Raw genomic sequence first — 23,532 nt, 5'->3', positions numbered from 1 at the left:
CCTGGTTGATATAGCCGTAGACGTAGATCTTCAGCATCACCCCGGGATGATAGCCAGGCCGCCCCGTCGCCTCGGGCACGACACCCTCGAAGCCCAACTGACCCAGATCCAGTTCATCGACAAAGACGTCGATCACCCGGACCGGATTGTTCTCCGACACGTAGTCTTCGAGATATTCGGGAAGCAGGACACCCTGCCGGCGATCTTCACTCTCAACGAAGCGCTTCATCTAAGCCCCCGGAGATTAACCTCCGAGAATCATAGCCTAAATCGACGTTTTCACACAGCCTCCACCCATCGCTGACTCTGAACAGGTCCGGTTGCCGACGTCCGGTCTGGCGCCGCGCCGCCATGGCGCTCATGCCTCCGCCGATCACGTTCGCGCGCCCCGCGGAACGGCCGGGGCGATTCCCGGGTTGATGGGGCGTGGTTTAATCGTGCGAGCTCATGGACATGACGTCGCCAGTCCTCGGATCCACCCGAACGGTCGGCGCGGCGCGCCGATGCGGCGTGGCCTTGCTGGCGCTGTGCCTTGGGGCAGGAGCGGCGGATACCGCTCTGGCCGGCGAGCGGCAGACGGCGCCCCAGGAAATGCCTAAGACCTCCGCCGAGGCCAATACCGACAGCCTCGGCTCGGCCGTCGCCGCGCCCTTGCGCGACATCAATCTCGTGCGCTCCGAGATCCCCGACCTGCTCAAGATGGCCCAGACCGATCCCTATGCCCCGCCGGCTCCCGGCTGCGCGCCGCTGAAGGCCGAGATCGACCGGTTCGACGCGGTGCTGGGCGACGACTACGATGATCGCGGCGATGACGCCGAGAGCGGGCAGGGCGGCATGGCCAGGCCGGTCCTGGGGGTTGTCGCCAGCACGATCACCGACGTCATCCCGATGCGCGGCTGGGTTCGCCGCCTGACCGGGGCCGAGCGCCACGACCAGATGGTCCGCGACGCCATCAAGGCCGGCTTCGTGCGGCGCGGCTATCTGAAGGGGCTCTACAACGCCGGGACCTGCAAGGGAGACCGCCTGGTGTCCGTGGTCGCCAAGCCCGCGCCGCCGCCGGTGCTGGTCGCTGCCGAGCCCGTTCCGGTGCTGGTCGCGGCCGAGCCGCCGGCCCCGACGCCGCGCGTCGACGCGCCGCTCGCGCCGTTCTCGATGACGGTGCGCGTCGCCGCGGCGACGGACGTGGCGGGCGTCCGTTAAGCCTCAGCCCCGGACGAAGATGTTGCGCAGCCACTGGGCGCCGGCCTTGGCGGCTTCGCCCCAGTCTTCTTCCTGTTCCTCGGGTTTGTAGCCCCAGGGATTGAACAGCTTCAGCCGGGGAACCCTGGCGAAGGCCGCCGCGTCGCGGGTGGCCAGGGTCAGGCCGTGTTCGAGGGCCGTGGCGGCCAGCAGGGCGTCGCGGCTGTCGGTCAGCGGCACGTGAGCCCGGCGGCGGACCACGGCGGCGTCGATCGCCAGCACGCGGCCGTCGAAGGCGGGGAGGACGCGGCTGTCCAGCCATTCGCGCAGTCGCGAACCCTGGACCTTGTCCTTGCGCTCGGCGCGGACCGTCGCGGTCTCCAGTTCCAGCAGGGTGAGGGCCGAGATGAACAGGCTGGAGCGCGACGCCGCGCCGGCCCAGGCGGCCAGGCCCGGAGCGGCGGCGCCGGCCTTGGCGTTGCGCAGCTCGAAGACGACGTCGGTGTCCAGCAGATGCATCAGTCGCCGTCCTTCCCGTCCCAGGTCTGGCGGCTCCAGGTCTCGGTCGAGCGCGGCGGGTCGACCGGCGCCAGGCCGGGCATGGCCAGCAGGTCGACGATGGTCTCGGTCTGGCCGGTCAGCCGGCGATAGGTCTCGACGCTCATCAGCACGTGGGTGGGGCGGCCGCGATCGGTGACGAACACCGGCTCGAGTCGCGCCGCGCGCTTGGCCTGGCTGACATCCTGGTTGAATTCGCGGCTCGTCAGGACCTTCATCGCTCGCCTACCGCTCGAAAATGACAAGGCTGTCTGTAGGCACGTTACTACATAGTGGCGTTCCAGCAACAAAAAATGGGCAACGAAAACAATCGACTGACAGCCGTGTCAAAAACGTGGGTTCCGGATTGCGCTCCGCGCCGATCTTCGCCTTGCATGGGGTCAAGGCGCAAAGCCAAGACGATCCATTTCGGGGGCGACTAGACGTGTCAGACATCCTCGCGAGCACGCTCGCCACCTTGGCCGACGTCCTGTCGCCGCACGGTCCGGCCGCCAAGGCCGCCGCTCACAGCTACGCGCCGGGCGACTTTTCGGTGCACTTCTTCCTGCAACTGGCCGTGATCCTGCTGGCCTGCCGGGTGGTCGGCTGGCTGGGGCAGAAGTTCCTGGCCCAGCCGCAGGTGGTGGGCGAGATGATCGCCGGCGTGGTCCTGGGCCCGTCTCTGCTGGGCCTGCTGTTTCCCGACTTCCAGCTGGCCCTGTTTCCCAAGGAAACCAAGAACATCCTCTATGTCGGCTCGCAGCTGGGCGTGGGGCTGTACATGTTCCTGGTCGGCACGACCTTCAAGGTCGAGCATTTCCGGGCCAAGGTCAGGAGCGCGTTCAGCGTGTCGCTGGCCGGGATCGTCACGCCGTTCCTGGTGGCCTGGGCCATCACCCCGTTGCTGCTGAAGGTCCCGGGCCTGTTCGCGCCCACCATCAGCGTCGCCAACGCCACGCTGTTCATGGGCGCCTGCATCGCCCTGACCGCCTTCCCGATGCTGGCCCGGATCATCAACGAGCGCGGCCTGCAGAACACCTCGCTGGGCACCCTGTCCCTGACGGCCGGGGCCTTCGACGACGCCTGCTCTTGGTGCGTGCTGGCCATCGTGCTGGCGACGTTCGGCGGCGGGCCGGGGGTGGCGGTGCTGGCGATCGGCGGCGGCGTGACCTACGCCCTGTTCCTGACCGTCTTCGGCCGCAAGCTGCTGGCCCCGCTGGGCCGCATGGTCGACAAGGCCGGCGAGATGACCCCGACGGTCATGGCCATCACCCTGATGCTGTTCTGCCTGTCGGCCTTTCTGATGGACGCCGTCGGCATCCACGCCATCTTCGGCGGCTTCATGCTGGGCGCGGTCATGCCGCGCGGCCTGTTCGTCGAGGAACTGAAGAAGAAAGTCGAGCCGGTCGCCGTCGTGCTGCTGCTGCCGATGTTCTTCACCTATTCGGGCCTGAACACGCGCCTGGACATGGTCAATTCGCCGACCCTGCTGCTGATCGCGGTGGGCGTGCTGGCGGCCTCGATCCTGGCCAAGGGCGTGGCCTGCTACGTCGCCGCCCGTCTGTCGGGCGAGCAGCACAGCACGGCCATGGGCATCGGCGCCCTGATGAACTCGCGCGGCCTGATGGAGCTGATCATCATCAATATCGGCCTGCAGAAGGGCGTCATCGGTCCGACCCTGTTCGCCATGCTGGTGCTGATGGCGATCGTCACCACCGTGATGGCCACCCCACTGTTCGAGGCCGTCTACGGCCGCAAGGCTCGCGAGAGCGGCGAACTGGAGGCTCTGCCGGACGCCGCGCGGGCCTGATCTCGATCGGGAGTTGTGCAACCTTTAGTCGGCAGCATTTGCCGAAAGTAGCGTTTCTCGCGAGTTTTGGTCTGCTAAGTGATTGAAAAGAGGCGGCAAGCGTCTGGCACGACGCTTGCTGCTGCTTCCTGCGAAGTCGCCCCGTTTACCCGCAGGAGCCCCCATGTCGATCAATGCGGTTTCGTCCCAGCAGTCCGTCTACACGCCCCCGACCCAGGCGGAGTCGTCGTCGGCCCCGGCCCTCACCCTCGAACCTGACGTGACGCCGGCGGGGACGGCGAGGCCCGTCACCAAACCGCTCGGGGTGGTGGCGATGTCGAGCCTCGACGTGGAGGCGCTGCACGCTCGTTGGGAGGCGGTCCGGCCTGAGATGGAGGCCCGCTCAAAGGCTTGGCGATCGCAGGTCGATGGGTATGTCGACTACGTGAAGAGCCAGGTCGCCGCCCGGAACGACCAGCCCTACGGCCAGGTCACCAGGAACGGCGAGGTCGTCGCCACGGTCTACAACAGCGGTGCGATGAGCGGCCCGGGCTCTACCCAGATCGATTGGAACCAGCCGCCCGGCATGACCGGTCCAGACTTGGCCCAGTGGCGCGCCGAGCAAATCTCGAAGGCGACGGGCGGGACGTTCGTCGGCCTGGACACGGCCGAGACCCAGGACGCCTGGGTCGCCCGGCAGGCCAAGAACGCGCCGATCATGAAGCTCATGGATTGGGGCGCGGCCAACGGATTCGCGGACGTCTACAACGAACGCGCGCACGATATCCGAGCCTGACCTTCCCATGTCGATCAATGCGGTTTCGTCCCAGCAGTCGGTCTACGCGCCCCCGACCCAGGCGGCGGCGTCGCCGGCTTCGGCCTTCACCCTGGAACCGGATGCGGCGCCGACCGAAAGGCCGAAGCTCGCCCCCAAGCCCCCCCTGAGCGTGGCGCCGCTGACCAGCGGCGAGATCCAGGCGCGCATGGCGCTGCTGGAGCAGCAGCGGCCGGAGATGGAGGCGCGCGCCAAGGCCTGGCACGAGATGCTGGAAGGCTGGGGTAATGCCGCAAAGGACGCCGCCGCCGCCCAGAACGACCAGCCTTATGGCCAGGTCACCAAGAACGGCGAGGTGATCGCCACGGTCTACAACAGTGGCGTGATGAGCGGTCCGGGCGCGACCCAGATCGACGGGGAGCATCCGCCCGGCATGAAGGGCCCCGAACTGGCCAAATGGCGCGCCGAACAAATCTTGAAGGCGACGGGCGGGGCGTTCGCCAGCCTGGACACGGCCGAGACCCAGGAGGTCTGGGGCGCCCGGCAGGCCAACAACAAGCCCACCTTAGGGCTCATGGAGTGGGGGGCGGCCAACGGGTTCTCCAACTTCTTCAATGGACGCGCGCGCCTCAGCGACATTCGGGCCTGACAAATATAGCGTAAACGAGAAATAAGATTTTTAGCCTTGAGAGAATATACTTTTCCTCGGGCTGGCCGCCGTAGTCTTCGTATGTCTAGATATTTCTACCTGGAGTCGAGCATATCGATGTGACCGGGCCGATCTTGTGGCGGAAGTCAAGAAGATCGCGGAATATATTCTAGTGCTGGAGGGAAGTATGGCGAGCTGGTTTGGCGATGCGAACGACAACACCATTGACTGGAGTTCCCACGGTCTGGCCTTCAACGAGACCGGACACAGCCTGTCCGGGCTCGGGGGCAACGACACCATCATCGGCGGCAACAAGGGCCTGATCGGCGGCGCCTATATCGGCTCGACGCTCGATGGCGGGGCCGGTGACGACCTTCTCATCGCCCAGGCGGGCGATGACGCGCTGCTGGGCGGAACCGGCGATGATGTGATGTTCGGCGGCTCCGGCACGGACCTGCTGATCGGCGGCGCCGGCAACGACCAACTGGCCGGCGACTCCGGCAACAACGACCGGATGGCCGGTGGGACGGGCGATGACACCTACCTCGTCGCGCTCGTCGACGACGGCCGCGGCGACATCATCAACGACGACATGTCGGCGACCTGGACGCCGGGCTCCGGCGGCGGCGCCAACGACTTCATCGATCTGGTGAACACGAACCTGGCCAGCCTCGCGGTCGCCCGGTCCGGTGATGATCTGCTGCTGAGCAACGTGGCGGACTTCGTCAACGACAATCAGTTCAATTCCTACGTCACGGTCGAGGACTTCTTCACCCAAGGCCAGGGTTTCATCGAGGTGATCGGCGTCACGGACGCGCTGATCGCCGGTACTGACCTGGTGGCGATCGTGCCGAACGACGGCAACTTCTACCTTCTGGTCTAGAGGTTTCCGACAGACCAGGGGAAGGGGGCGGCGCGCCGCTCCTTTCCTTTCCCGCCGTCCGTTCAGGGCAGCTCGGACGCCGACGCCCGCGCGTTGGCGATCCGGACCAGGTCCGGCAGGCGCCGGCGTTCCACCGTCAGGAGCCGGGTCAGGCGGCGCGAGACGCGCTCACTGGCCCATTCGCCGCCGCGCGCGACGGGCCGCAGGCCATGGGGAATGAATCGGGGCCGCCGCTCCAGATGGATCGACCGGACGAAATGGGTGCGGACCAGGAAACGGTCGGCGATCACCGTCGCCTCGGCATTGCCCAGCGCGGTGCTGGCCGCGCGGATCAGATGCTCGACCTCCGGGGCGTCGTGATCCTCGACACGGCGGGAGATCAGGCTCCGCCCGGCCAGGGCCTGCACGAAGACGACCTTCACGACGTCGTACAGGTCGTCGAGCTCCTTGGCGTCCAGCATCTTGGCGAAGAAGCCGTGATAGCGGCGCGCGGCGATAAGGCCCTCGGCCTCAAGGCGGATCAGCGCCTCGCGGATCGGGGTCCGGCTGACCCGCAGCGGATCGGCCAGCAGGTCCGGGTTGAGGCGGGCGCCCGGACGCACCCGCCCGTCCATCAAGGCCTGCCGCAGGAAGACATAGGCGAGGTGAGCGTCCGCGCCCGTGGAGCCTGGCGGCACGCTCCGCGTTTCCGCGGCCGATCGGGATGGAACCAAGCTGCACTCTCCACCATCCGCGCATCGGTCGTTCGAAGCACGACCACAGGCTGTATGAAGTCTATGGGCGATGAGGTAAAAATACAATCTTAGATTTAATTCAATCAGGCGGGCTCGGTCTCGAACCCCGATGCATTGATCCGCGCGATCAGGTCGCGGTGGCTGGGCAGGTCCTGGGTCGCGCGATCGGCGAAGCCGCGGATCTTGGCGAACAGCTTGGCCGCGCCGGCCACGTCCGGGAACTCGCCCGCGCCGGCGGCCAGGTCGGTTTTGAAGCCCATGCCGTACAGGATGTACTGGTAGTTGAAGAAGGCGAAGGTCTCGAGATCCAGGATGAAGTCGAACCGCGCCGGCGGGCGATAGCGCCACTGCTCCAGGAGCTCGGCTAGCCGCTCGGGGATCGAGGCCGGATCGGTGTTCTGGCGCCAGAACGGCTCCTGGCGGCGGCTCAGGGCGTAGTGCAGCTTGAGGAACACGATGATGTTGTCGTAGCGCGCGGCCATCAGCTCGTTGAAGCGGCGGGCCGGGGCGCTGACCGGGCCGTTGCGCGGGAAGAGCTCGGCGATCATCGCCACGGCCGCCTCGATCAGCACCACGCCGGTGGACTCCAGCGGCTCCAGGAAGCCGGCCGACAGGCCCACCGCGACGCAGTTGCCGATCCACTGCTTCTGGCGATAGCCGGCGTCGAAGCTGATCTTGCGCGTCTCCGCCTCGACCCCGCCCAGATAGTCGCGCAGCACCGCCTCGGCGCGGGCGTCGTCCATGTGGTCGCTGGAATAGACGCAGCCGACGCCGCGCCCGCCCGCCAGGCCGATGTCCCAGGTCCAGCCGGCCTCGTGGGCGGTGGCGATGGTGTAGCTCTGGATCGGCGCGTCCGGGCGGTCATAGGGCGTGTGGCAGGCCAGCGCCCGGTCGGCGAACAGGATCGGCCTGGCCGACTTGAACGGCGAGCCCAGGGCCTTGCCGATCAGCTCGGCCCGGAAGCCCGAGCAGTCGACATAGAGGTCGGCCGTCAGGTCGCCGTGCTCGGGACTGACGACGCGCGCGATGGCTCCCGTCTCGTCCAGGATCGTCTCGGACAGGTTTCCCCGCAGGTGGCGCACGCCCAGCTCGCCGGCCCGCTCGGCCAGCACCTGGGCCAGCTTGGCGGCGTCGAAGTGGTAGGCGTAGTTCAGCGGTCCGGCGAAATCGCTCTCGTGCGGCCGCTTGGGCGCGCGGGCCGCGTCGGCGACGCGGGCCTGGATGGTCACCGCCTCGGCGAACGGCGCGCGGCCGGCCTTGTCCTGCAGCAGCCAGTAGGGCGCCAGCGAAGCTCCCTCGGTCGAGAACGGCGCCTCGAACGGGTGGAAGAAGCTGTGATGGCGACCGTCCGCCGGCGTCTCCGCCCAGTCGACGAAGCGGATGCCCTGCTTGAACGTCGCCGAGGTCTCGCGAATGAACCGGGCCTCGTCGACGCCCAGGAACCGCAGGGTGTTGCGGATGGTGGGGAAGGTGGCCTCGCCGACGCCGACGATGCCGATGTCGGGCGATTCCAGCAGGGTGATCGTCAGGTCGTCCTGCTCGGCCACGCGCAGGGCCTTGGCCAGGTAGGCTGCCGTCAGCCACCCCGCCGTCCCGCCGCCCACGATGAGGATGCTTCGCCTGCGCCGCATGGCGGATTGATAGCAGAGTTCGGGGCGGGGGAGGGAAGTTCGACGGAACGCGCTGGTGTCATCCAGCATCGGCGGTTCGCCCTACGGGATAACCCCGATTGTGGCCTCCTGGCGGGGTGATCACACTCAATGGATGAGCACACTCATCCATTAGGACACTCCACCGGCGCGCGTCCCGACATGATCCCATGACCGACCCGCGCGCCCGGACAGGCCAGATCGCGGCCGGCTGTTTCGCCGGTTTGGCCGCGAGCGATGCGCCGTGCCCTCCCAAGTGTCCCCTGAGCTTCCAGCGTTCGAAAAGGAACTCGCCATGTACTACAGCAGCGGAAATTACGAAGCCTTCGCCCGGCCCCGCAAACCAGCGGGCGTGGAGAACAAGACGGCGTTCTTCGTCGGCTCGGGGCTGGCCAGCCTGGCCGGGGCGGCCTTTCTGATCCGGGACGGACACATGTCGGGCGAGAAGATCACCATCCTCGAACGGCTGGCGCTTCCGGGCGGCGCCCTGGACGGTATCAAGGATCCCGAAAAGGGCTTCGTGATCCGCGGCGGCCGCGAAATGGAAGAGCATTTCGAATGTCTCTGGGATCTCTACCGCTCGATCCCGTCGCTCGAGGTCGAGGACGCCAGCGTGCTCGACGAGTTCTACTGGCTGGACAAGGACGACCCGAACTTCTCCCTGCAAAGGGCGACCCAGAACCGGGGTGAGCCCATCGAGGACGTGGAACGCCTGACCCTGAACGGCAAGGCCCAGAAGGACCTGATCTCGCTCTTCCTGGCGACCCGCGAGGAGATGGAGAACAAGCGGATCAACGAAGTGGTCGGCGAGGACTTCCTGAAGAGCAACTTCTGGCTCTACTGGCGCACCATGTTCGCCTTCGAGGAATGGCACTCGGCGCTGGAGATGAAGCTCTACGTCCATCGCTTCATCCACCATATCGGCGGCCTGGCCGACTTCAGCGCCCTGAAGTTCACGCGCCGCAACCAGTACGAGTCGCTGGTGCTGCCGCTGTACAAGTGGTTGACCGATCGCGGCGTCACTTTCCGCTACGGCGTCGAGGTCACCGATGTCGACTTCGACATCACCGCCGAACGCAAGCAGGCCACGCGCATCCACTGGCGGCAGGACGGCGTCGACGGCGGCGTCGATCTGGGTCCCGACGATCTGGTGTTCATGACCATCGGATCGCTGACCGAGAACTCCGACAACGGCGACCACCATACGCCCGCGAAGCTCAACGAGGGGCCCGCGCCCGCCTGGGACCTCTGGCGCAACATCGCGGCGAAGGATCCGGTGTTCGGGCGGCCCGACGTCTTCGGCGCGCATATTCCCGAGACCAAGTGGGAGTCGGCGACGATCACCACCCTGGACGCGCGAATTCCGCCCTACATCCAGAAGGTCGCCAAGCGCGACCCGTTCAGCGGCACGGTGGTCACCGGCGGCATCGTCACCGTCAAGGACTCCAGCTGGCTGATGAGCTGGACGGTCAGCCGCCAGCCGCATTTCCGGCAGCAGCCGAAGGACCAGGTCATCGTCTGGGTCTATTCGCTGTTCGTCGACAAGCCCGGCGACTTCGTCAAGAAGCCGATGCAGGACTGCACGGGCGAGGAGATCACCCAGGAGTGGCTCTACCACATGGGCGTTCCGGTCGAGGAGATCGCCGAGCTGGCCGCGACGGGCGCCAAGGCCGTGCCGGTGATGATGCCCTACATCACCGCCTTCTTCATGCCGCGCCAGGCGGGGGACAGGCCGGACGTCGTGCCCAAGGGCGCGGTCAATTTCGCCTTCATCGGCCAGTTCGCCGAGTCCGGCGAACGCGACTGCATCTTCACCACGGAGTATTCCGTCCGTACGCCGATGGAGGCGGTCTATACGCTGCTGAATGTCGAGCGGGGCGTCCCGGAGGTCTTCAACTCGACCTATGACGTGCGCAAGCTGCTCGCCGCGATGGGGCATGTTCGCGACGGCAAGCCCTTCGACGTGCCGGGGCCGGCGTTCCTACGCGAGCTGCTGCTCAGCAAGATCGACGCCACCGAGGTCGGCGACCTGCTGCGCGACGCCCACCTGATCCCGGAGTAGTCAGGCGCGATCCTTCGCATCGCCCGGGACGCCAGCCCATGGCGGACCGGGCGACGCCTCACCCCTTCGGCGTCACCTTGATCAGCTTGCCGTCTTCCTCGTCGGTCAGGACGTAGATGGCGCCGTCCGGGCCGACCGCGACGTCGCGGACGCGGGCGCCGATGTCGGTGAACAGGCGCTCCTCGCCGACGACCTTGCCGTCCTTGAGGACCAGGCGGTCGACGTGCTTTTCCCGCAGCGAGCCGATCAGCACGCTGCCTTTCAGGGCCGGGAACAGGCTGGCCTCATAGAAGGCCATGCCCGAGGGGGCGATCACCGGATCCCAGTAGTAGACCGGCTGCTCCATCCCGGTCTTCGACGTGAGGCCATCGCCGATCGGCTTGCCGGAATATTCCTCGCCATAGGTGATGGCGGCCCAGCCGTAGTTCTTGCCGGCCTCGGGATGGTTAAGCTCGTCGCCGCCGCGCGCGCCGTGCTCGACGGTCCACAGCTTGCCGCTGGGGTCGAGGGCGGCGGCCTGCAGGTTGCGGTGGCCCAGCGACCAGATCTCCGGCTTGGCGCCGGCCTTGCCGACGAAGGGGTTGTCCTTGGGGATCGAGCCGTCGGCGTTGATGCGGACAACCTTGCCCAGGGTGGCGTCCAGATGCTGGGCCTGGACGCGGCCCTCCAGGATCGAGCGCTCGCCGGTGGTGATGAACAGCGTGCCGTCCTTGGCGAAGACCAGGCGGCCGCCGAAGTGCAGGGCGCTGTCCATCTTCGGCGCCTGGCGCCACAGGACCTGGACGTTCTCCAGCCTGGGAGCGGGGCCCCCAGGGGCGCTTAAGACGAGCTTGCCGCGCGCCACGGCCGTGCCGTTCACGCCGCCGTCTGCTTCGGCGTAAGCCCAATAGACCAGGCCGTTCTGGGCGTAGGCGGGATCCAGCGCCACGCCCAGCAGGCCGCCCTGGCCCTGCGCGAACACCGCCGGCAGGCCCTCTACGGCCGGCGAGAGCTTGCCGTCCTTGCCGAAGATGCGCAGGCGGCCGGCCCGCTCGGTCAGCAGGATGTCGCCGGTGGGCAGGAAGGCCATGCCCCACGGGTGGGAGAGGCCGCTGGCCAGGGTCGTGTACTGGCCGATCGTGTTCGAGTTCAGGCCCGGCGCGCGGGTCTGGCCCGCGAAGGCCGGTTTCTGATCGGGCGCATTGGCCGGGCGGCTCTCGACGGGCGCCCCGGCTTGAGGCTGGGCGGGAGCGGGACCACAGGCGGCCAGGGCGGCGGCGAGGGCGGCGGAGGCGGTGATCAGGGAAGCGCGCATGGCCGGCAGGTTAAGCGGGTTTTCGCGGCGGGGGCTACCGGGGATGGCGTGTCCCATGGAAAAGGCCGGGGATTGCTCCCCGGCCTTCGTTATCCAGTGCGGTGTCGACCGGTCAGATCTTCACCGGCTCCATCTTGGGCGTCAGCAGGTGGATGACCAGCAGGGCGATCAGATAGGCGCTGCCGGCGACGATGAAGATCGGGGTGTAGCTGCCGATCTGGTCCAGGACCTTGCCGATATACTTCGAGAAGACCATGCCCCCGAAGGCGCCCAGCATGCCGCCGATGCCGACGACCGAGCCGACCGCGGCGCGCGGGAACACGTCCGACGGCAGGGTGTAGAGGTTGGCCGAGAAGCCCTGGTGGGCGGCGGTGGCGACGCCGATGATCAGCACGGCCAGCCAGACGCTGTCGGCCTTGGCGGCGAACATCACCGGCACGGCCAGCAGGGCGCAGACCAGCATGGTCAGCTTGCGGGCCTTGTTGATGCTGGCGCCGTTCTTCATCAGGGTCGAGGACATCCAGCCGCCGGCGACCGAACCGACGTCGCTCAGCAGATAGATGGCGATCAGCGGCGGGCCGAACGACTTCAGGTCCAGGCCGTAGCGCTTGCCCAGGAAGTCCGGCAGCCAGAACAGGAACATCCACCAGATCGGGTCGATCAGGAATTTGCCCAGGGCGAAGGCCCAGGTTTCCCTCTTGGTCAGCAGCTTGGTCCAGCCGATCTTCTCGACGGGGTCGGCCGGATCCTGCTCGATATAGGCCAGTTCGGCCGCGCCCAGGCGCTTCTGCTCGCGCGGGGTGCGATAGACCAGCAGCCAGATCGGCAGCCAGACCAGGCCGGCGACGCCGGTGACGATGAAGGCCATCTGCCAGCCGAAGGCCAGCACGATGCCCGGCACGACCAGGGGCGTGACGATGGCGCCGATATTGGTGCCGGCGTTGAACAGGCCGGTGGCGAAGGCGCGCTCCTTCTTGGGGAACCACTCGGCCACGGCCTTGATGCCGCCGGGGAAGCCGCCGGCCTCACCGATGCCCAGGCCCATGCGCGCGGCCACGAAACCGCCGAAGCCGGCCGCCGCCGCGTGGGCGATGTGGGCGATCTGCCAGATCGCGAACGCGACGCCGAAGCCCCAGCGAGCCCCGATCTTGTCCATGATCTTGCCCCAGGCCAGGTACGCGATCGCGTACGCCATCTGGAAATAGAACACGAGGTCGGCGTAGTGGGTCTCGTCCCAGCCGAATTCCTTCGACAGGTCCGCTTTCAGCAGGCCGATCGTCTGGCGATCGACGTAGTTGATGACCATCGCCGCGAACAGCAGGCTGACGATCACCCAACGGTACCGTCCGATCTTCTCGGACGGGGCGGGCGCTTTCGAAAAGTCCATGGACACGCGTCCTTCCCCTTATGGTCTTCTTATTTGGCCGGGACGGCGACGCAGTCCACGGTTCCGTACGGGCCGAAGCTCACATGGGCGACATCGCCGGCGACCACGTCGTGAATGCCCGTGGTGGCGCCGGTGGTGACGATCATGCCCTTCTTCAGCGGCTTGCCGCGCGCGGCGACGGTTCCGAGCAGGAAGGCCAGGGCGGCCAGCGGAGAGCCCGGGATGGTCGCGGCCGTGGCCTTGCCCAGCGACTTGCCGTTGAGGAAGGTCTCGACCGGCATATCCTCCCAGGCGATGTCGCGCCAGTTGGAAATGGCCTGACCAATGATCTGACCATCGTTATTGCCGAAGTCAGACGCCACGACCGTCGGGCCCAGCGCGTTGATGGTGGCCAGCGGGCTGCCGGCGATCTCGACGCCGACCAGCAGTTCGCCGACATAGTCGGCCGCCTCTTCGGCGGTCCACTCGGTCTTGTCGGCCGGGGCGTCCTGACCCAGGCGGACGATGAACTCGGCCTCGACGGCGCAGAAGCCGCCTTCGATGGCGCGGAATTTATTGGGCTGGCCGTCGGTCGAGGCGTCCTGGACCTTGGACTTGAAGATACAGCCGGCCAGGCGGTCGACGCCCAGGCGCTCGCGATGCTGCGGCGGCACCAGGCCGACCTTCCAGCCGACCAGTTCGTCCGGCCAGGCGGCGATGGCCAGATCCTGAACGGCGTAGCCTTCGGCCATGGTCGCGGGAATCACGCCGCCGGGATAGCCGGGGACGCTGACGCCCTCCTGACGGGCCTTGACGAATTGGGGAGCAATGGCCGCGGGGGCGAAAACCTCGCTGTCGGCCTCAGAAACGGTCACGCCGCTAATCCTCCCTCGAATATTCAGCACAGGTCCCGCTTGGCGGGCCATGGTCACAGGTTTGGGGAGTCTCTAGTGGAAACCGGTGTCATTGACAATGAGCCGTAAGCGGCCGGCGCGGCCAGACTCTGCTCGCGGCCATCGACAGGCGATGAACCAGACGCGGCTTGACACGCGTAATAGCGGGTATAGCGTCCCCGATGAATTACGGATGTAAGTGTCATGCACATCACCGCCGCCGAAGCGCATGTCATGGAAGCCCTCTGGCGCCGCCAGCCGATGTCGGCCGACGATCTGGTGGCCGAGGTCGGCGCGTCCCAGCAGTGGGGCGAGGCCACGGTCAAGACGCTGATCAACCGCCTGCTGAAAAAGAAGGCGATCAAGTCCGAGCGCGCCGATGGCAAGCACGGCTACCGCCCGCTGATCGACCGCAGCGCCTATGTCCACTCCGAGAGCCAGGGCCTGCTGGACCGCCTGTTCGAAGGCCAGCTGGCCCCGCTGATCAGCCACTTCGCCCAGCACCGCCCGCTGCGGGCCGATGAGGTGGAGAAGCTCAAGAAGCTGATCGACGGGATGGCGGAGAAGTAGCGTCCAAACTCCGTTTCCCCGGCGAAGGCCGGGGCCCAGATCGAACCCACGAGCGCTCGATAGGCAAATGGGGCGTATCTCGGATCATCCCAAACCGCTCAGGCTGAATCTGGGCCCCGGCCTTCGCCGGGGAGATCGGTTTTTGGGATGAGCGCGAAGACCTAACGCCTAAGCCCGCATCGCCTTGGCTTCAGGCCCGGCCTTCAGCGCCTTGGCCGCGACATCCAGCGTCCGCACTTTCACCGGTTCGTCGCCATCCGGCCCGGGCCGCGCGCGCAAGGCGGTGACGAAGTCGTCGCGCCAGGCGGTGACGTCCTCGCGGCTGACATTGTCGAACAGCGCCTGCCAGCGCCGCCGGCGTTCGGGCAGCTCCATGGACAGGGCCCGCTCCAGCGCGTCGGAGATCTCCTCCGGGCTGTTGGGGTTGATGATCAGGGCGTCCTTCATCTGCCGGGCCGCGCCGGCGAAGCGCGACAGGATCAGCACGCCGGGATCGTCGGGGTTCTGGGCGGCGACATATTCCTTGGCGACCAGGTTCATGCCGTCGCGCAGGGGCGTGACCAGGGCCGCGCGGCTGGCGCGATAGATCCCGGCCAGCTCGTCGCGGCGGTAGGAGCGGTTGACGTAGCGGATCGGCGTGAAGTCCATCTCGGCATAGGCGCCGTTGATCCGGCCGATCAGGCCGTCCAGCCGCGCGCGCAGGTCCTGATAGGCCTCGACCTCGTCGCGCGAGATCGGAGCGATCTGCAGCAGCATGACGTCGCGCACCATGTCCGGATGGTCCGCCAGGAAACGCTCGAAGCCGATCAGCCGCTCTTCCAGGCCCTTGGAATAATCGAGTCGATCGACGCCGACGATCATCTTGCGGAAAACGCTGTGGGCCATCATCCGGTCGTAGACCTTGCGCGCGTTCTCGCCCTGGACGATCTGGGCGAAGTCCGCCGCGTCGACGCCGATCGGGAAGGCGGCGGCGCAGGTGCGCTGGCCGAACGCGACCAGCTCGCCGCGCTCGTTCTTGCGGCCGCTCACTTCCGAGAACACGTAGCCCTCGAAGGCCTGCAGCGACTCCTCGGTCTGGAAGCCGATCAGGTCGTAGTGGAACAGCGCTTCCACCAGCGCCTTGTGGCGGGGCAGGGTGGTGACCAGCTGATGGGCCGGCCAGGGGATGTGCAGGAAGAAGCCGATCCGGTTGGTCACGCCCATCCGCCGCAGCTCGCGGGCGACCGGGATCAGGTGGTAGTCGTGGACCCAGACGATGTCGTCCGGCTCGATCAGCGGCAGCAGGGTCTCGGCGAAGCGCTTGTTGACCCGGTCATAGCCCTCGCCGAACGAGCGGTCATAGGCGGTCAGGTCGACGCGGTAGTGGAACAGCGGCCACAGAGTCTTGTTGGCGTAGCCGTTGTAGTATTCTTGGTAGTCGGTTTCCTCGAGATCGACGGTGGCGACGGTGACGCCCTCGATCCGCTGCATGTTCAGCTGGCCGGTGAACTCCGGGATGGTCTTGCCGCTCCAGCCGAACCAGATTCCGGAATATTCCCGCAGGGCCGCGGCCAGGGCCATGGCCAGGCCCCCGACGCTGCCTTCGCCGCCTTCCGCCGGATTCGGCGGATTGACGCGGTTGGAGACGACGATCAGCCGGCTCATGCCGGGACCCCAAGGACACTCTGGGGCGCGCTGAGGCCCTCCAGCCAGCGGAAGACCGCCTCGGTGTCGGGCAGGCGATAGCGCGCCTCGGTCGGGCGGGGCTCGCCGACCAGGACGCCGAAGCCGCCCAGCCGGTTGGCGGCGGAGAAGCCGTCCTCGTCGGTCAGGTCGTCGCCGACGAACACGGGCGTCGCGCCCAGGAACGGGGCCTCGCGCAGGAAGGCGGTCACGGCCGCGCCCTTGTCGGCGCCGGGCGTGCGCAGCTCGGCGACCATGTCGCCCAGCTGCAGGACGAGGCCGGTGGATTGCGAGAGGCGTTCGGCGGCCTCGATCACCGCCTCCGCGCAGCCGGGGGCGCTGCGGTAGTGCAGGGCGACCGACAGGCCCTTGTCCTCGAACAACAGGCCGCGCTCGCAGTGTGCCAGCTCGACCAGGATGCGGCGGGCGTCGGCAAGGCCCGCGTGGGGCTCGCGCTCGATCATCTGGCCGTCCGCGCTGCGGCGCACCAGGCCATGCACGGCGCCGATCGCCGGAACGGCGCCGTCCAGGATGTAGTCGAGATTGGTCAGGGCCCGGCCGCTGACCACGGCCACGCGGTCTTCCAACGCGTCGCGCAGGCGCGCCAGCACCCGCGCGCGGCGCGGATCAGGACCCACATCGTCGGGACGCGGCATGATCGGCGCCAGCGTGCCGTCGAGGTCGAGAAACAGCGCCGAACGGCGCGGCAACTCGACGGGTGGGGGCGCGAGATCGACAGATTCCAGGCGCGAGACCGTTTGAGCCGCGGTCATGCGAGAACCCCCTCATCAATAAGCAACATCCGCCAAGAACGCCGAACGGCACGGTTCGATCCCGCGAGGCGGTGAAGCTGACGGGATTTTGCGCGGAGGCCTCGAACTTGGACGTGACTAGAACAGCAGCTTACGGACGTTGAACGACACCACCCGGCCGCGCGGGTCCAGGTAGTCCGGCTGGTAGGTCAGCGGGACCGCGCCGGTGGCGTCGCGCACGGTCTGCTGCTGGTCGAACAGGTTGTTGACCGAGAAGGTCAGGCGCATGCCCCGCAGGATCGGATGGGCCTGGACCAGTTCGCGCCGCACGCCCAGATCGGCGAACAGGCGCAGGTTGATCGTCGCCAGGTCCGAGAAGTCGAGGTCGGTCGACGCTCCGCCGAGGCCGGCGCGGACATGGGTGGCGCTCTGCCAGTTGGCCGAGACGCGCGCGCCCAGGCCATAGCGGGTGATCCCCGCCTGGGCCTCGACCTCGTGGCGCGGCTGGCCGCCGCCCGAGCCCAGGACGTCGCCGTCCAGCAGATCGAGCGCCGGAACGCCATCGGCGATCATGACCCGCTCGCGCAGGTGGAGGGTGTGGAAGAGGGCCAGCTGCAGCCGCGTGGCGCGGGGATTGCCGCCGCCGCCTCTACCGCCGAAGCCGCCGCCACCGCGTCCGCCACCGCCGGCGAAACGGGGACCCTCGCCGCCGCCGCCGCGGTCGCCGAAGTTCGGACGCGGCGGCTCCTCGCCGGTCTGGGCGGGCTGGCTCTGCGGGTTCTGGGCCTGATCGCCGGGCCGCGGCGCGCGGCCCGGCTCGCCGCCAGGGATGCTCGCGCCGTCCTGCCGCTGACCGCCGACGCCCTGGCGCCCGCGCCATCCGCCCGGAGGCGGCGGGGGAGTCTTGCCGATCTGACGGGAGAAGTTCAGGCCCCAGCGGATCTGCTCGCTCTCGCGCTTGGCGAAGTTGACCGGTCGGCTGTCGATGCGGGTCAGATCGCCGTCGGCGTCGCGCGTGAAGCGATCGGGGAAGGCCGCCTCGACCGCCCCCGTCGCGGCCGGGAAGCCGGCGACCGGATTGTCGATGCGGATGCGGGTGTAGTTGGCGTTCAGGGTCAGGCCCTGGATCTTCTCCGGCCGGAAATTGACGCCGAACTTCAGGACGTTGCGCTCCTCGGCCCGCAGGTTCGGATTGCCGCCGCTGACGCGGGTGACATCGACGGTCGCGCCGCGCACATAGTCGAACACCCGCGCGTCCGGCGTGGTGACCAGCGGATTGCCCAACTGGGCGATGCTGGGGGCGTTCTCCTGACGGGTTGCCGAGACGATGAAGCTGACCGGCTTAAGCGGCGACCAGTTCAGGCCGCCGCCGATGGTGGTCAGGGTCCCGAAGTCCGAGACATGGCGGGCGGCCAGGTTCAGGTTGGCCGACAGGTCGCCGATCCCGGCCCGCACCCCCTTGCGGCGGCTGGCCAGCGGCAGGTCGAAGCTGACCTGGGTGTTGAGATCGCCGCGCGACTGGTCGCTGTCGGCCTCGACGCCGCCCCGGAACGACCTGGCGTCCAGCTTCGTGCCGCTGACGCCCAGCTTGAAGGTGGTCGACAGATCCCCGGCCTTGAACTTGGCCAGGGCGCCGTTGGCCACGAACTGCAGGTCGGCCGTGTCGGTGGTCGAGCGGGCGCGGTCCCGCGTCAGGGACAGGCCCGACAGCGGCGCGAACGGGTTCAGGGTCGGATCCAGCGCCGTCAGGCGGGTCTGGACGCCGGCCAGGTCGACGCTCCGGTCGGTCTGGGTCTTGCTGATCGCGTGGTCGTAGGCGCCGGTCAGCGACAGGCGCAGGTCTTCCGTGTCCTTGGTCAGGGTGAAGCCGGCGTGGCCCGCGAGGTTGCGGCTGGTCTGCTCCAGCGGGGCTAGCTCGCCCAGATAGCGATAGAGCGCCACGGTCTGGCTGAACGGCGAGAACGGGTCGCCGCCGGGGATCAGCAAGCGCGCCCGCGCCGGGCCCAGCAGCGAATTGTTCCGCGAGGCGGTCAGCCCCAGGTTCAGGGTCGCCGAAACGCGGTCGAGGATGTAGCGGTTGGTGACGCTGTTGATGCTCAGCTGCTGGTTCTCGGGCAGCAGGGTGCGGCTGTCGGAGAGGTCGCTGGTGTTGGCGACATTGGGCGCGAAGGCCGACAGGGCCGGGCGACCGCTGGCCGCCGAGCCCGGGACGCCGGCCACGGTGACGGGCGTTCCGACCAGGGCGCTGAACGCCGGGTCGATCTGCGTCGCGCCGGGCAGGGCGGGGCCGATATTACCGATCAGGTCATAGAGGCCGCTGTCGTTGCGGCTGATCAGGTCGCGGTCGCTTTCCAGCAGCCGGTCGCTGTTCTGGATCTTGACCGCGATGTTGGTGCGGCCGTCGCGGCTAAGCCGCAGGCGGCTGTAGTTGGCCATTTCGCTCAGCTGGCCGCCGGCCGTGGAGCCGCCGACCTGGCCCTCGACCGTGGCGGCGCGGAAGCGCTGGCGCAGCACCACGTTCACGACCTTCTGGTCAGCCGAGTAGCCGTACTTCAGGGCCACTTCCTCGGGCAGGATCTCGACGCGCTGGATGGCCTCGGTCGGGATGTCGCGGATCTCGCCCATGCCGGAGATGCGGCGGCCGTTCAGCAGCACGACCGGATCGCCGCCAAGGCCGCTGGTGGTCTGGGGCGTCAGTTCGGTCAGCAGGTCGGTGATCGACGAGACCCCGAACGAACGCACGTCGGCGGCGCTGAAGGTCTCTTCCGGCGGGATGTCGCCCATCACCGCGCCATAGGGCTTGCCGCTGGCGGTGATGGTGATGGCCTCGACCTCGGTGTCGAGGTCATCGGGCGTGACCGGTTTCTCCGCGGCGGGCCTGGGGGCCTGCTCGGCGGAGGCCGGGACAGCGGGCTTGGTCGCCTGGGCGTAGGCGCTCGTCGCGACACAGCCCCAGATGCCCAGCAGGGGGACGCCGGCCAAGGCCAGTTTGCGGCTCACCAAAGAGCTTCTCCGATTTTCGAGCGTCCCAACGTCGCCGTTGCCCGCACGATGTGACACGAGGATTTCAGAATCTTCCCGCGCCGCAATATCGCGCACCTGAAAGGTCTTCGAGGTCTACCGCACCGATGTCCAGGGCCGGCTTAGCAGCACCGCGCAATTGATCAGGCCGACCAGGGAATAGGTCTGCGGGTAGTTGCCCCACAACTCCCCGTCCGCGAAGCCGATGTCCTCGGAGAGCAGGCCCGCGCTCGTGCGGCGCGACAGCATGTCCTCGAACAACGCGCGCGCCTCGTCCGAACGGCCGGACAGGTGCAGGGCTTCGATCAGCCAGAAAGTGCAGATGTTGAACGCCGTCTGCGGCGAGCCGAAATCGTCGGGGATGGCGTAGCGCAGCAGATAGGCCCCGCGCCGCAGGCCGTCCTCGATCGCTTGCAGCGTGGCGACGTTGCGCGGGTCGTCGGGCTTGTGGAAGCGCAGGTCCACGAGTTGGAGGAGGGACGCGTCCAGCTCGTCGCCCTCGAAGGTGGCGGCGAAGCGGCCCAGCTTGTCGTTCCAGGCGCGGTCCTCGATGACCTTGCGCACCTGGGCGGCGCGGCCGTTCCACAGGACTGCCTTGTCGGTCAGTCCCAGCTTCTCGGCGGCGTTGCCCAGGCGGTCGCAGGCCGCCCAGCACATGGCCGAGGAATAGGTGTGGACATTGGCCCGACCCCGGAACTCCCACAGGCTGGCGTCGGGCTGGTCGTGCAGCTGGAAGGCCCGCTCGCCGACCGGCTCCAGCGCCTCGAAATCCTCGACCGTGGCCGGCCGCAGCAGGCGCTCGTCGAAGAAGGCCTGGACCGTCGACAGGACGATCTGGCCGTAGACGTCGTTCTGGATGTGCTCATAGGCCTGGTTGCCGACGCGGACCGGGCCCATGCCGCGATAGCCGGGCAGATCGGGGGCGAAGCGCTCGGTCAGCACCTCCTCGAAGCCCACCCCGAACAGCGGCTGGATGTGGCCGCCGCCGGCCCGATCGACGATGTTGCGCAGATAGCCCAGATAGTTCTCCAGGATGTCGACCGCGCCCAGCCGATTCAGGGCCTGGACCACGTAATAGGCGTCGCGCAGCCAGCAGTAGCGGTAGTCCCAGTTGCGGCCGCTGTCGGCGTGCTCGGGGATCGATGTGGTCAGGGCCGCGACGATCGCGCCCGTCTCCTCGTGCATGCAGAGCTTCAGGGTGATGGCGGCGCGGATCACCGCGGTCTGCCAGTCCAGCGGGATGGCCAGGCCGCGGACCCACTGTTTCCAGTAGTTGTCGGTCTCGCGCAGCATCCGCTCGCACGTCGCGCCGATCGGGGCGTCGAAACCCTCGTCGGCGCCCAGATACATGGCGATCGGCCGCTCCAGCCGGAACGTGCGCTCCTCCAGGATATGCGAGACCGGCGCGTCGGTGCTCAGGCGCAGGGTCATGTCCGAGCACAGATAGCGGATGTGGTTCGAGCCCGAGGTGTGCTCGGCCACCTTGGCGCCCCAGCCGGCGGTGGGCCGCAGGCGCAGGGTGATGCGCGCCACCCCGATGATCGGCCGGATCAGACGGATAAAGGCGGTGGGGCGGAAGGCGCGGCCGAACTGCTGGTAGCGGGGGGCGAAGTCGAGGATCTCGAACCGCGCTCCGTCCTCGTCGGCGATCTCGGTGCGCAGGATCGGCGTGTTGCGCAGATAGCCCTGGCGGGTCTCGGCCCGGCGTTCGACCTGCACGTCCCAGACGCCCTTGGCGTCGGCGCCCTCGATATCGGTGTCGTCGAGCAGGGCGCTGAACACGGGATCGGAATCGACGCGCGGGGCGCAGCCCCAGACGAAGCGGCCGTGGGTGTCGATCAATGCGCTGACGGCGCAATTGCCGATCGGATAGAGGTCGAGAGTCTTCTGATGCAAAGCCTTGTCCATCGCCATTATCGGCCGGTTATCCGGCGCGCCCCATTATGAATGAAACCGACGGTGTGGCTTGCGGGTTCCTGTTGTCGGAAAACGTCTTCAGGAGATGGGGGGAAGGCTCGCCTTTCGCGCTACCTTCGTTGACGCGGAGGGCCGACGCCGGCCATCTGGAAACCTTAATGCGGCTGGGCCGCGAGTGCGCGGGCGGGCTGTTCGACGGTGATGCGAGTTTCGAGATCCTGCGGCGTCCTGGCGGCGGCGACAATGCTGCTGTCCCTGGAGGCGGCCCAAGCTCAACCTTTGATAGCCCAGTCGCAGCGCCCGCCCTTGGCCGGTGGCCGCGCCCCGCAAATGGCCCCGCAGGCCGTCCCGCAAGTCCAGGCTCCCCGGACGCCGGTGATCCAGCCGGACTATTCCAGCGTCGAGTTGCGGCCCGAGCAGATCGACCTGCTGCGCCAGGTGCTGGGCGACGCCTATCTGCACGGCTTCGAGCCGGGCGCCTTTTCGCCGGACCAGGCGATCGCCCAGCTGCAGTCGCGCGACGCGATGGCCCGCATCGCTGGCCAAGCGCAGTTGGTAAGCCTGACCCTGGCCTATGCCCGCGCCGTGCGCTCGGGGCGCCTGCCGGTCAGCGGCTTCAAGAATGAGTGGGGCCTGCGTCCCGCCGCCTATGATCCCGCGCCCGAATTCTACGCCGCCGTCCAGCAGGACCGCCTGGCCGCGTGGCTGGGGACGCTGCCGCCGCCCTATACCGGCTACCAGACCCTGCAGAAGGGCCTGGTCACCTATCGCGACATCGCCGCCAAGGGCGGCTGGGCGCCGCTGGTCGCCGGTCCTGAGCTGAAGGAAGGCGCGACCGGGCCGCGGGTGGTCGCGCTGGAAGCCCGCCTGGCCGTCGAGGACCCGACGATCGCGGTCGACGCGGCGCCGATCTTCGACGCCGCCCTGACCCAGGCCGTGCAGCGCGCCCAGAAGCGCTTCGGCCTCAATCCGACCGGGACCCTCAACAAGGCCACGCTGGTCGCCCTGAACATCCCGGTCGAACGTCGCCTGGATCAGATCACCGCCAACATGGAGCGCTGGCGCTGGCTGCCGCAGGTGTTGCCGGCCGACCGGATCCAGGTGAACGTCGCCGCCGCCATCCTGTCGATGTTCAGTCACGACACCCCGACCCTGACCATGCGCGCGGTCACCGGTCGTCCGGGCGACGAGACGCCGATGCTCTCGTCGATGATCCATTCGATCGTCCTGAACCCGCCGTGGAACGTGCCGTCCTCGATCGCCTCCAAGGAGCTGTGGCCCAAGGAGCGCAAGAGTCCGGGCTATCTGCGCCGCAATGACTTCATCGTCATCCCGACCGGCGACGGCGGCTCGCGCCTGCAGCAGAAAGCCGGGCCCAAGGCGGCCCTGGGCCAGGTGAAGTTCGACTTCAACAACCCCTACGGAGTCTATCTGCACGACACGCCCAGCCGATCGAAGTTCGACAGCTTCAGCCGGCTGGCCAGTCACGGCTGCGTGCGCTTGCAAAAGCCGATCGAGCTGGCCAAGGCGCTGCTGGCCGGCGACATGACCTGGACGCCGGAAAAGATCGACGCGACCCTGGCCTCTGGCGAGACCGTGCGGGCCAAGCTGCCGCAGCAGATCGCGGTCTTCCTGCTGTACTGGACGGCCTATGTGACCCCGGACGGGCAGGTCAACTTCCGCGACGATCCCTACGGCTGGGATCGCGAGCTGGTGCAGCGTATCGCCGCACTTCGTTCTGGCCCAGCTTGATTTCCTGAAATTTTTGGGATGTCCTCCCGGCATTGGTGTCGGGTAAGG

General features: G+C 67.8%; 20 protein-coding genes. 8 read left to right on the top strand and 12 right to left on the bottom strand.

The window, feature by feature from the left end:
• A partial coding sequence (locus AC1RJ9_RS15680; protein ID WP_492839439.1) for a transposase occupies positions 1–229 on the bottom strand: 229 nt, incomplete at its 3' end.
• Positions 230–453: 224 nt separating this feature from the next.
• Between AC1RJ9_RS15680 and AC1RJ9_RS15675 the strand changes: the two genes are divergently transcribed.
• Entirely contained in the window at positions 454–1,200 is a 747-nt protein-coding gene (locus tag AC1RJ9_RS15675; protein ID WP_492839440.1) for a hypothetical protein, read from the top strand.
• Positions 1,201–1,203: 3 nt separating this feature from the next.
• On the opposite strand, the gene AC1RJ9_RS15670 is transcribed toward AC1RJ9_RS15675, so the two are convergent.
• Positions 1,204–1,698 (bottom strand): PIN domain-containing protein, encoded by a 495-nt coding sequence (locus tag AC1RJ9_RS15670; protein ID WP_492839441.1) that lies wholly within the window; start codon positions 1,696–1,698, stop codon positions 1,204–1,206.
• The gene (locus tag AC1RJ9_RS15665) at positions 1,698–1,955 is read right to left on the bottom strand and encodes a type II toxin-antitoxin system Phd/YefM family antitoxin (RefSeq protein ID WP_492839442.1); all 258 of its coding nucleotides are present in this window, start codon (positions 1,953–1,955) and stop codon (positions 1,698–1,700) included. The genes AC1RJ9_RS15670 and AC1RJ9_RS15665 overlap by 1 nt, the downstream gene beginning before the upstream one ends.
• A gap of 206 nt (positions 1,956–2,161) precedes the next feature.
• On the opposite strand from AC1RJ9_RS15665, the gene AC1RJ9_RS15660 reads away from it, so the two are divergent.
• From AC1RJ9_RS15660 to AC1RJ9_RS15645, 4 genes are all read left to right on the top strand, one after another.
• On the top strand, positions 2,162–3,526 hold the full coding sequence (locus AC1RJ9_RS15660) for a cation:proton antiporter (RefSeq protein WP_492839443.1): 1,365 nt from the start codon (positions 2,162–2,164) through the stop codon (positions 3,524–3,526).
• Between the two features lie 163 nt (positions 3,527–3,689).
• The gene (locus AC1RJ9_RS15655; protein ID WP_492839444.1) at positions 3,690–4,301 is read left to right on the top strand and encodes a hypothetical protein; all 612 of its coding nucleotides are present in this window, start codon (positions 3,690–3,692) and stop codon (positions 4,299–4,301) included.
• Positions 4,302–4,308: 7 nt separating this feature from the next.
• On the top strand, positions 4,309–4,929 hold the full coding sequence (locus AC1RJ9_RS15650; RefSeq protein ID WP_492839445.1) for a hypothetical protein: 621 nt from the start codon (positions 4,309–4,311) through the stop codon (positions 4,927–4,929).
• Positions 4,930–5,116: 187 nt separating this feature from the next.
• Positions 5,117–5,812: a calcium-binding protein gene (locus tag AC1RJ9_RS15645; RefSeq protein WP_492839446.1), complete on the top strand. Its 696-nt coding sequence runs from the start codon at positions 5,117–5,119 to the stop codon at positions 5,810–5,812.
• A gap of 62 nt (positions 5,813–5,874) precedes the next feature.
• Here AC1RJ9_RS15645 and AC1RJ9_RS15640 read toward each other — a convergent pair whose 3' ends face one another.
• Together AC1RJ9_RS15640 and AC1RJ9_RS15635 are read right to left on the bottom strand one after the other, a co-directional pair.
• A complete protein-coding gene (locus AC1RJ9_RS15640) occupies positions 5,875–6,489 on the bottom strand; it encodes a GntR family transcriptional regulator (protein ID WP_492839447.1) in 615 nt (204 codons plus the stop codon).
• Between the two features lie 140 nt (positions 6,490–6,629).
• Entirely contained in the window at positions 6,630–8,177 is a 1,548-nt protein-coding gene (locus tag AC1RJ9_RS15635; protein ID WP_492839448.1) for a tryptophan halogenase family protein, read from the bottom strand.
• A 313-nt stretch (positions 8,178–8,490) separates the two neighbouring features.
• On the opposite strand from AC1RJ9_RS15635, the gene AC1RJ9_RS15630 reads away from it, so the two are divergent.
• Positions 8,491–10,257 carry an oleate hydratase gene (locus AC1RJ9_RS15630; protein ID WP_492839449.1) on the top strand — a complete coding sequence of 589 codons (1,767 nt, stop codon included), beginning with the start codon at positions 8,491–8,493 and terminating at the stop codon, positions 10,255–10,257.
• 58 nt (positions 10,258–10,315) lie between these two features.
• Here AC1RJ9_RS15630 and AC1RJ9_RS15625 read toward each other — a convergent pair whose 3' ends face one another.
• The 3 genes from AC1RJ9_RS15625 to AC1RJ9_RS15615 all read right to left on the bottom strand — a co-directional run bounded on the left by AC1RJ9_RS15625 (position 10,316) and on the right by AC1RJ9_RS15615 (position 13,792).
• A complete protein-coding gene (locus tag AC1RJ9_RS15625) occupies positions 10,316–11,551 on the bottom strand; it encodes a PQQ-dependent sugar dehydrogenase (RefSeq protein WP_492839450.1) in 1,236 nt (411 codons plus the stop codon).
• 112 nt (positions 11,552–11,663) lie between these two features.
• Positions 11,664–12,938, bottom strand: a complete 1,275-nt coding sequence (locus AC1RJ9_RS15620) for an MFS transporter (RefSeq protein WP_492839451.1) — start codon at positions 12,936–12,938, stop codon at positions 11,664–11,666.
• Between the two features lie 29 nt (positions 12,939–12,967).
• Positions 12,968–13,792, bottom strand: coding sequence for a 2-keto-4-pentenoate hydratase (locus tag AC1RJ9_RS15615; protein ID WP_492839452.1), 825 nt, complete (start codon positions 13,790–13,792; stop codon positions 12,968–12,970).
• A 222-nt stretch (positions 13,793–14,014) separates the two neighbouring features.
• On the opposite strand from AC1RJ9_RS15615, the gene AC1RJ9_RS15610 reads away from it, so the two are divergent.
• A complete protein-coding gene (locus tag AC1RJ9_RS15610; protein WP_492839453.1) occupies positions 14,015–14,380 on the top strand; it encodes a BlaI/MecI/CopY family transcriptional regulator in 366 nt (121 codons plus the stop codon).
• Positions 14,381–14,548: 168 nt separating this feature from the next.
• Here the strand turns inward: AC1RJ9_RS15610 and AC1RJ9_RS15605 are convergent, their stop codons facing one another.
• The 4 genes from AC1RJ9_RS15605 to AC1RJ9_RS15590 form a co-directional block, all read right to left on the bottom strand.
• Complete coding sequence (locus AC1RJ9_RS15605; protein ID WP_492839454.1) at positions 14,549–16,024, bottom strand: alpha,alpha-trehalose-phosphate synthase (UDP-forming); 1,476 nt, start codon at positions 16,022–16,024, stop codon at positions 14,549–14,551.
• On the bottom strand, positions 16,021–16,815 hold the full coding sequence (gene otsB / locus AC1RJ9_RS15600) for a trehalose-phosphatase (RefSeq protein WP_492839455.1): 795 nt from the start codon (positions 16,813–16,815) through the stop codon (positions 16,021–16,023). The genes AC1RJ9_RS15605 and otsB overlap by 4 nt, the downstream gene beginning before the upstream one ends.
• A 117-nt stretch (positions 16,816–16,932) precedes the next feature.
• A complete protein-coding gene (locus AC1RJ9_RS15595) occupies positions 16,933–19,794 on the bottom strand; it encodes a TonB-dependent receptor (RefSeq protein ID WP_492839456.1) in 2,862 nt (953 codons plus the stop codon).
• A 117-nt stretch (positions 19,795–19,911) separates the two neighbouring features.
• Complete coding sequence (locus tag AC1RJ9_RS15590; protein ID WP_492839560.1) at positions 19,912–21,723, bottom strand: glycoside hydrolase family 15 protein; 1,812 nt, start codon at positions 21,721–21,723, stop codon at positions 19,912–19,914.
• Between the two features lie 207 nt (positions 21,724–21,930).
• On the opposite strand from AC1RJ9_RS15590, the gene AC1RJ9_RS15585 reads away from it, so the two are divergent.
• Positions 21,931–23,484: a L,D-transpeptidase family protein gene (locus tag AC1RJ9_RS15585; protein WP_492839457.1), complete on the top strand. Its 1,554-nt coding sequence runs from the start codon at positions 21,931–21,933 to the stop codon at positions 23,482–23,484.
• The last annotated feature ends 48 nt before the right edge of the window (positions 23,485–23,532 follow it).

The sequence above is a fragment of the Caulobacter sp. GW822-FHT07D08 genome, from assembly GCF_058798735.1.
The sequence above is the reverse complement of the archived record's forward strand: the minus strand, read 5'-3'. Positions and strand labels throughout refer to the sequence as shown.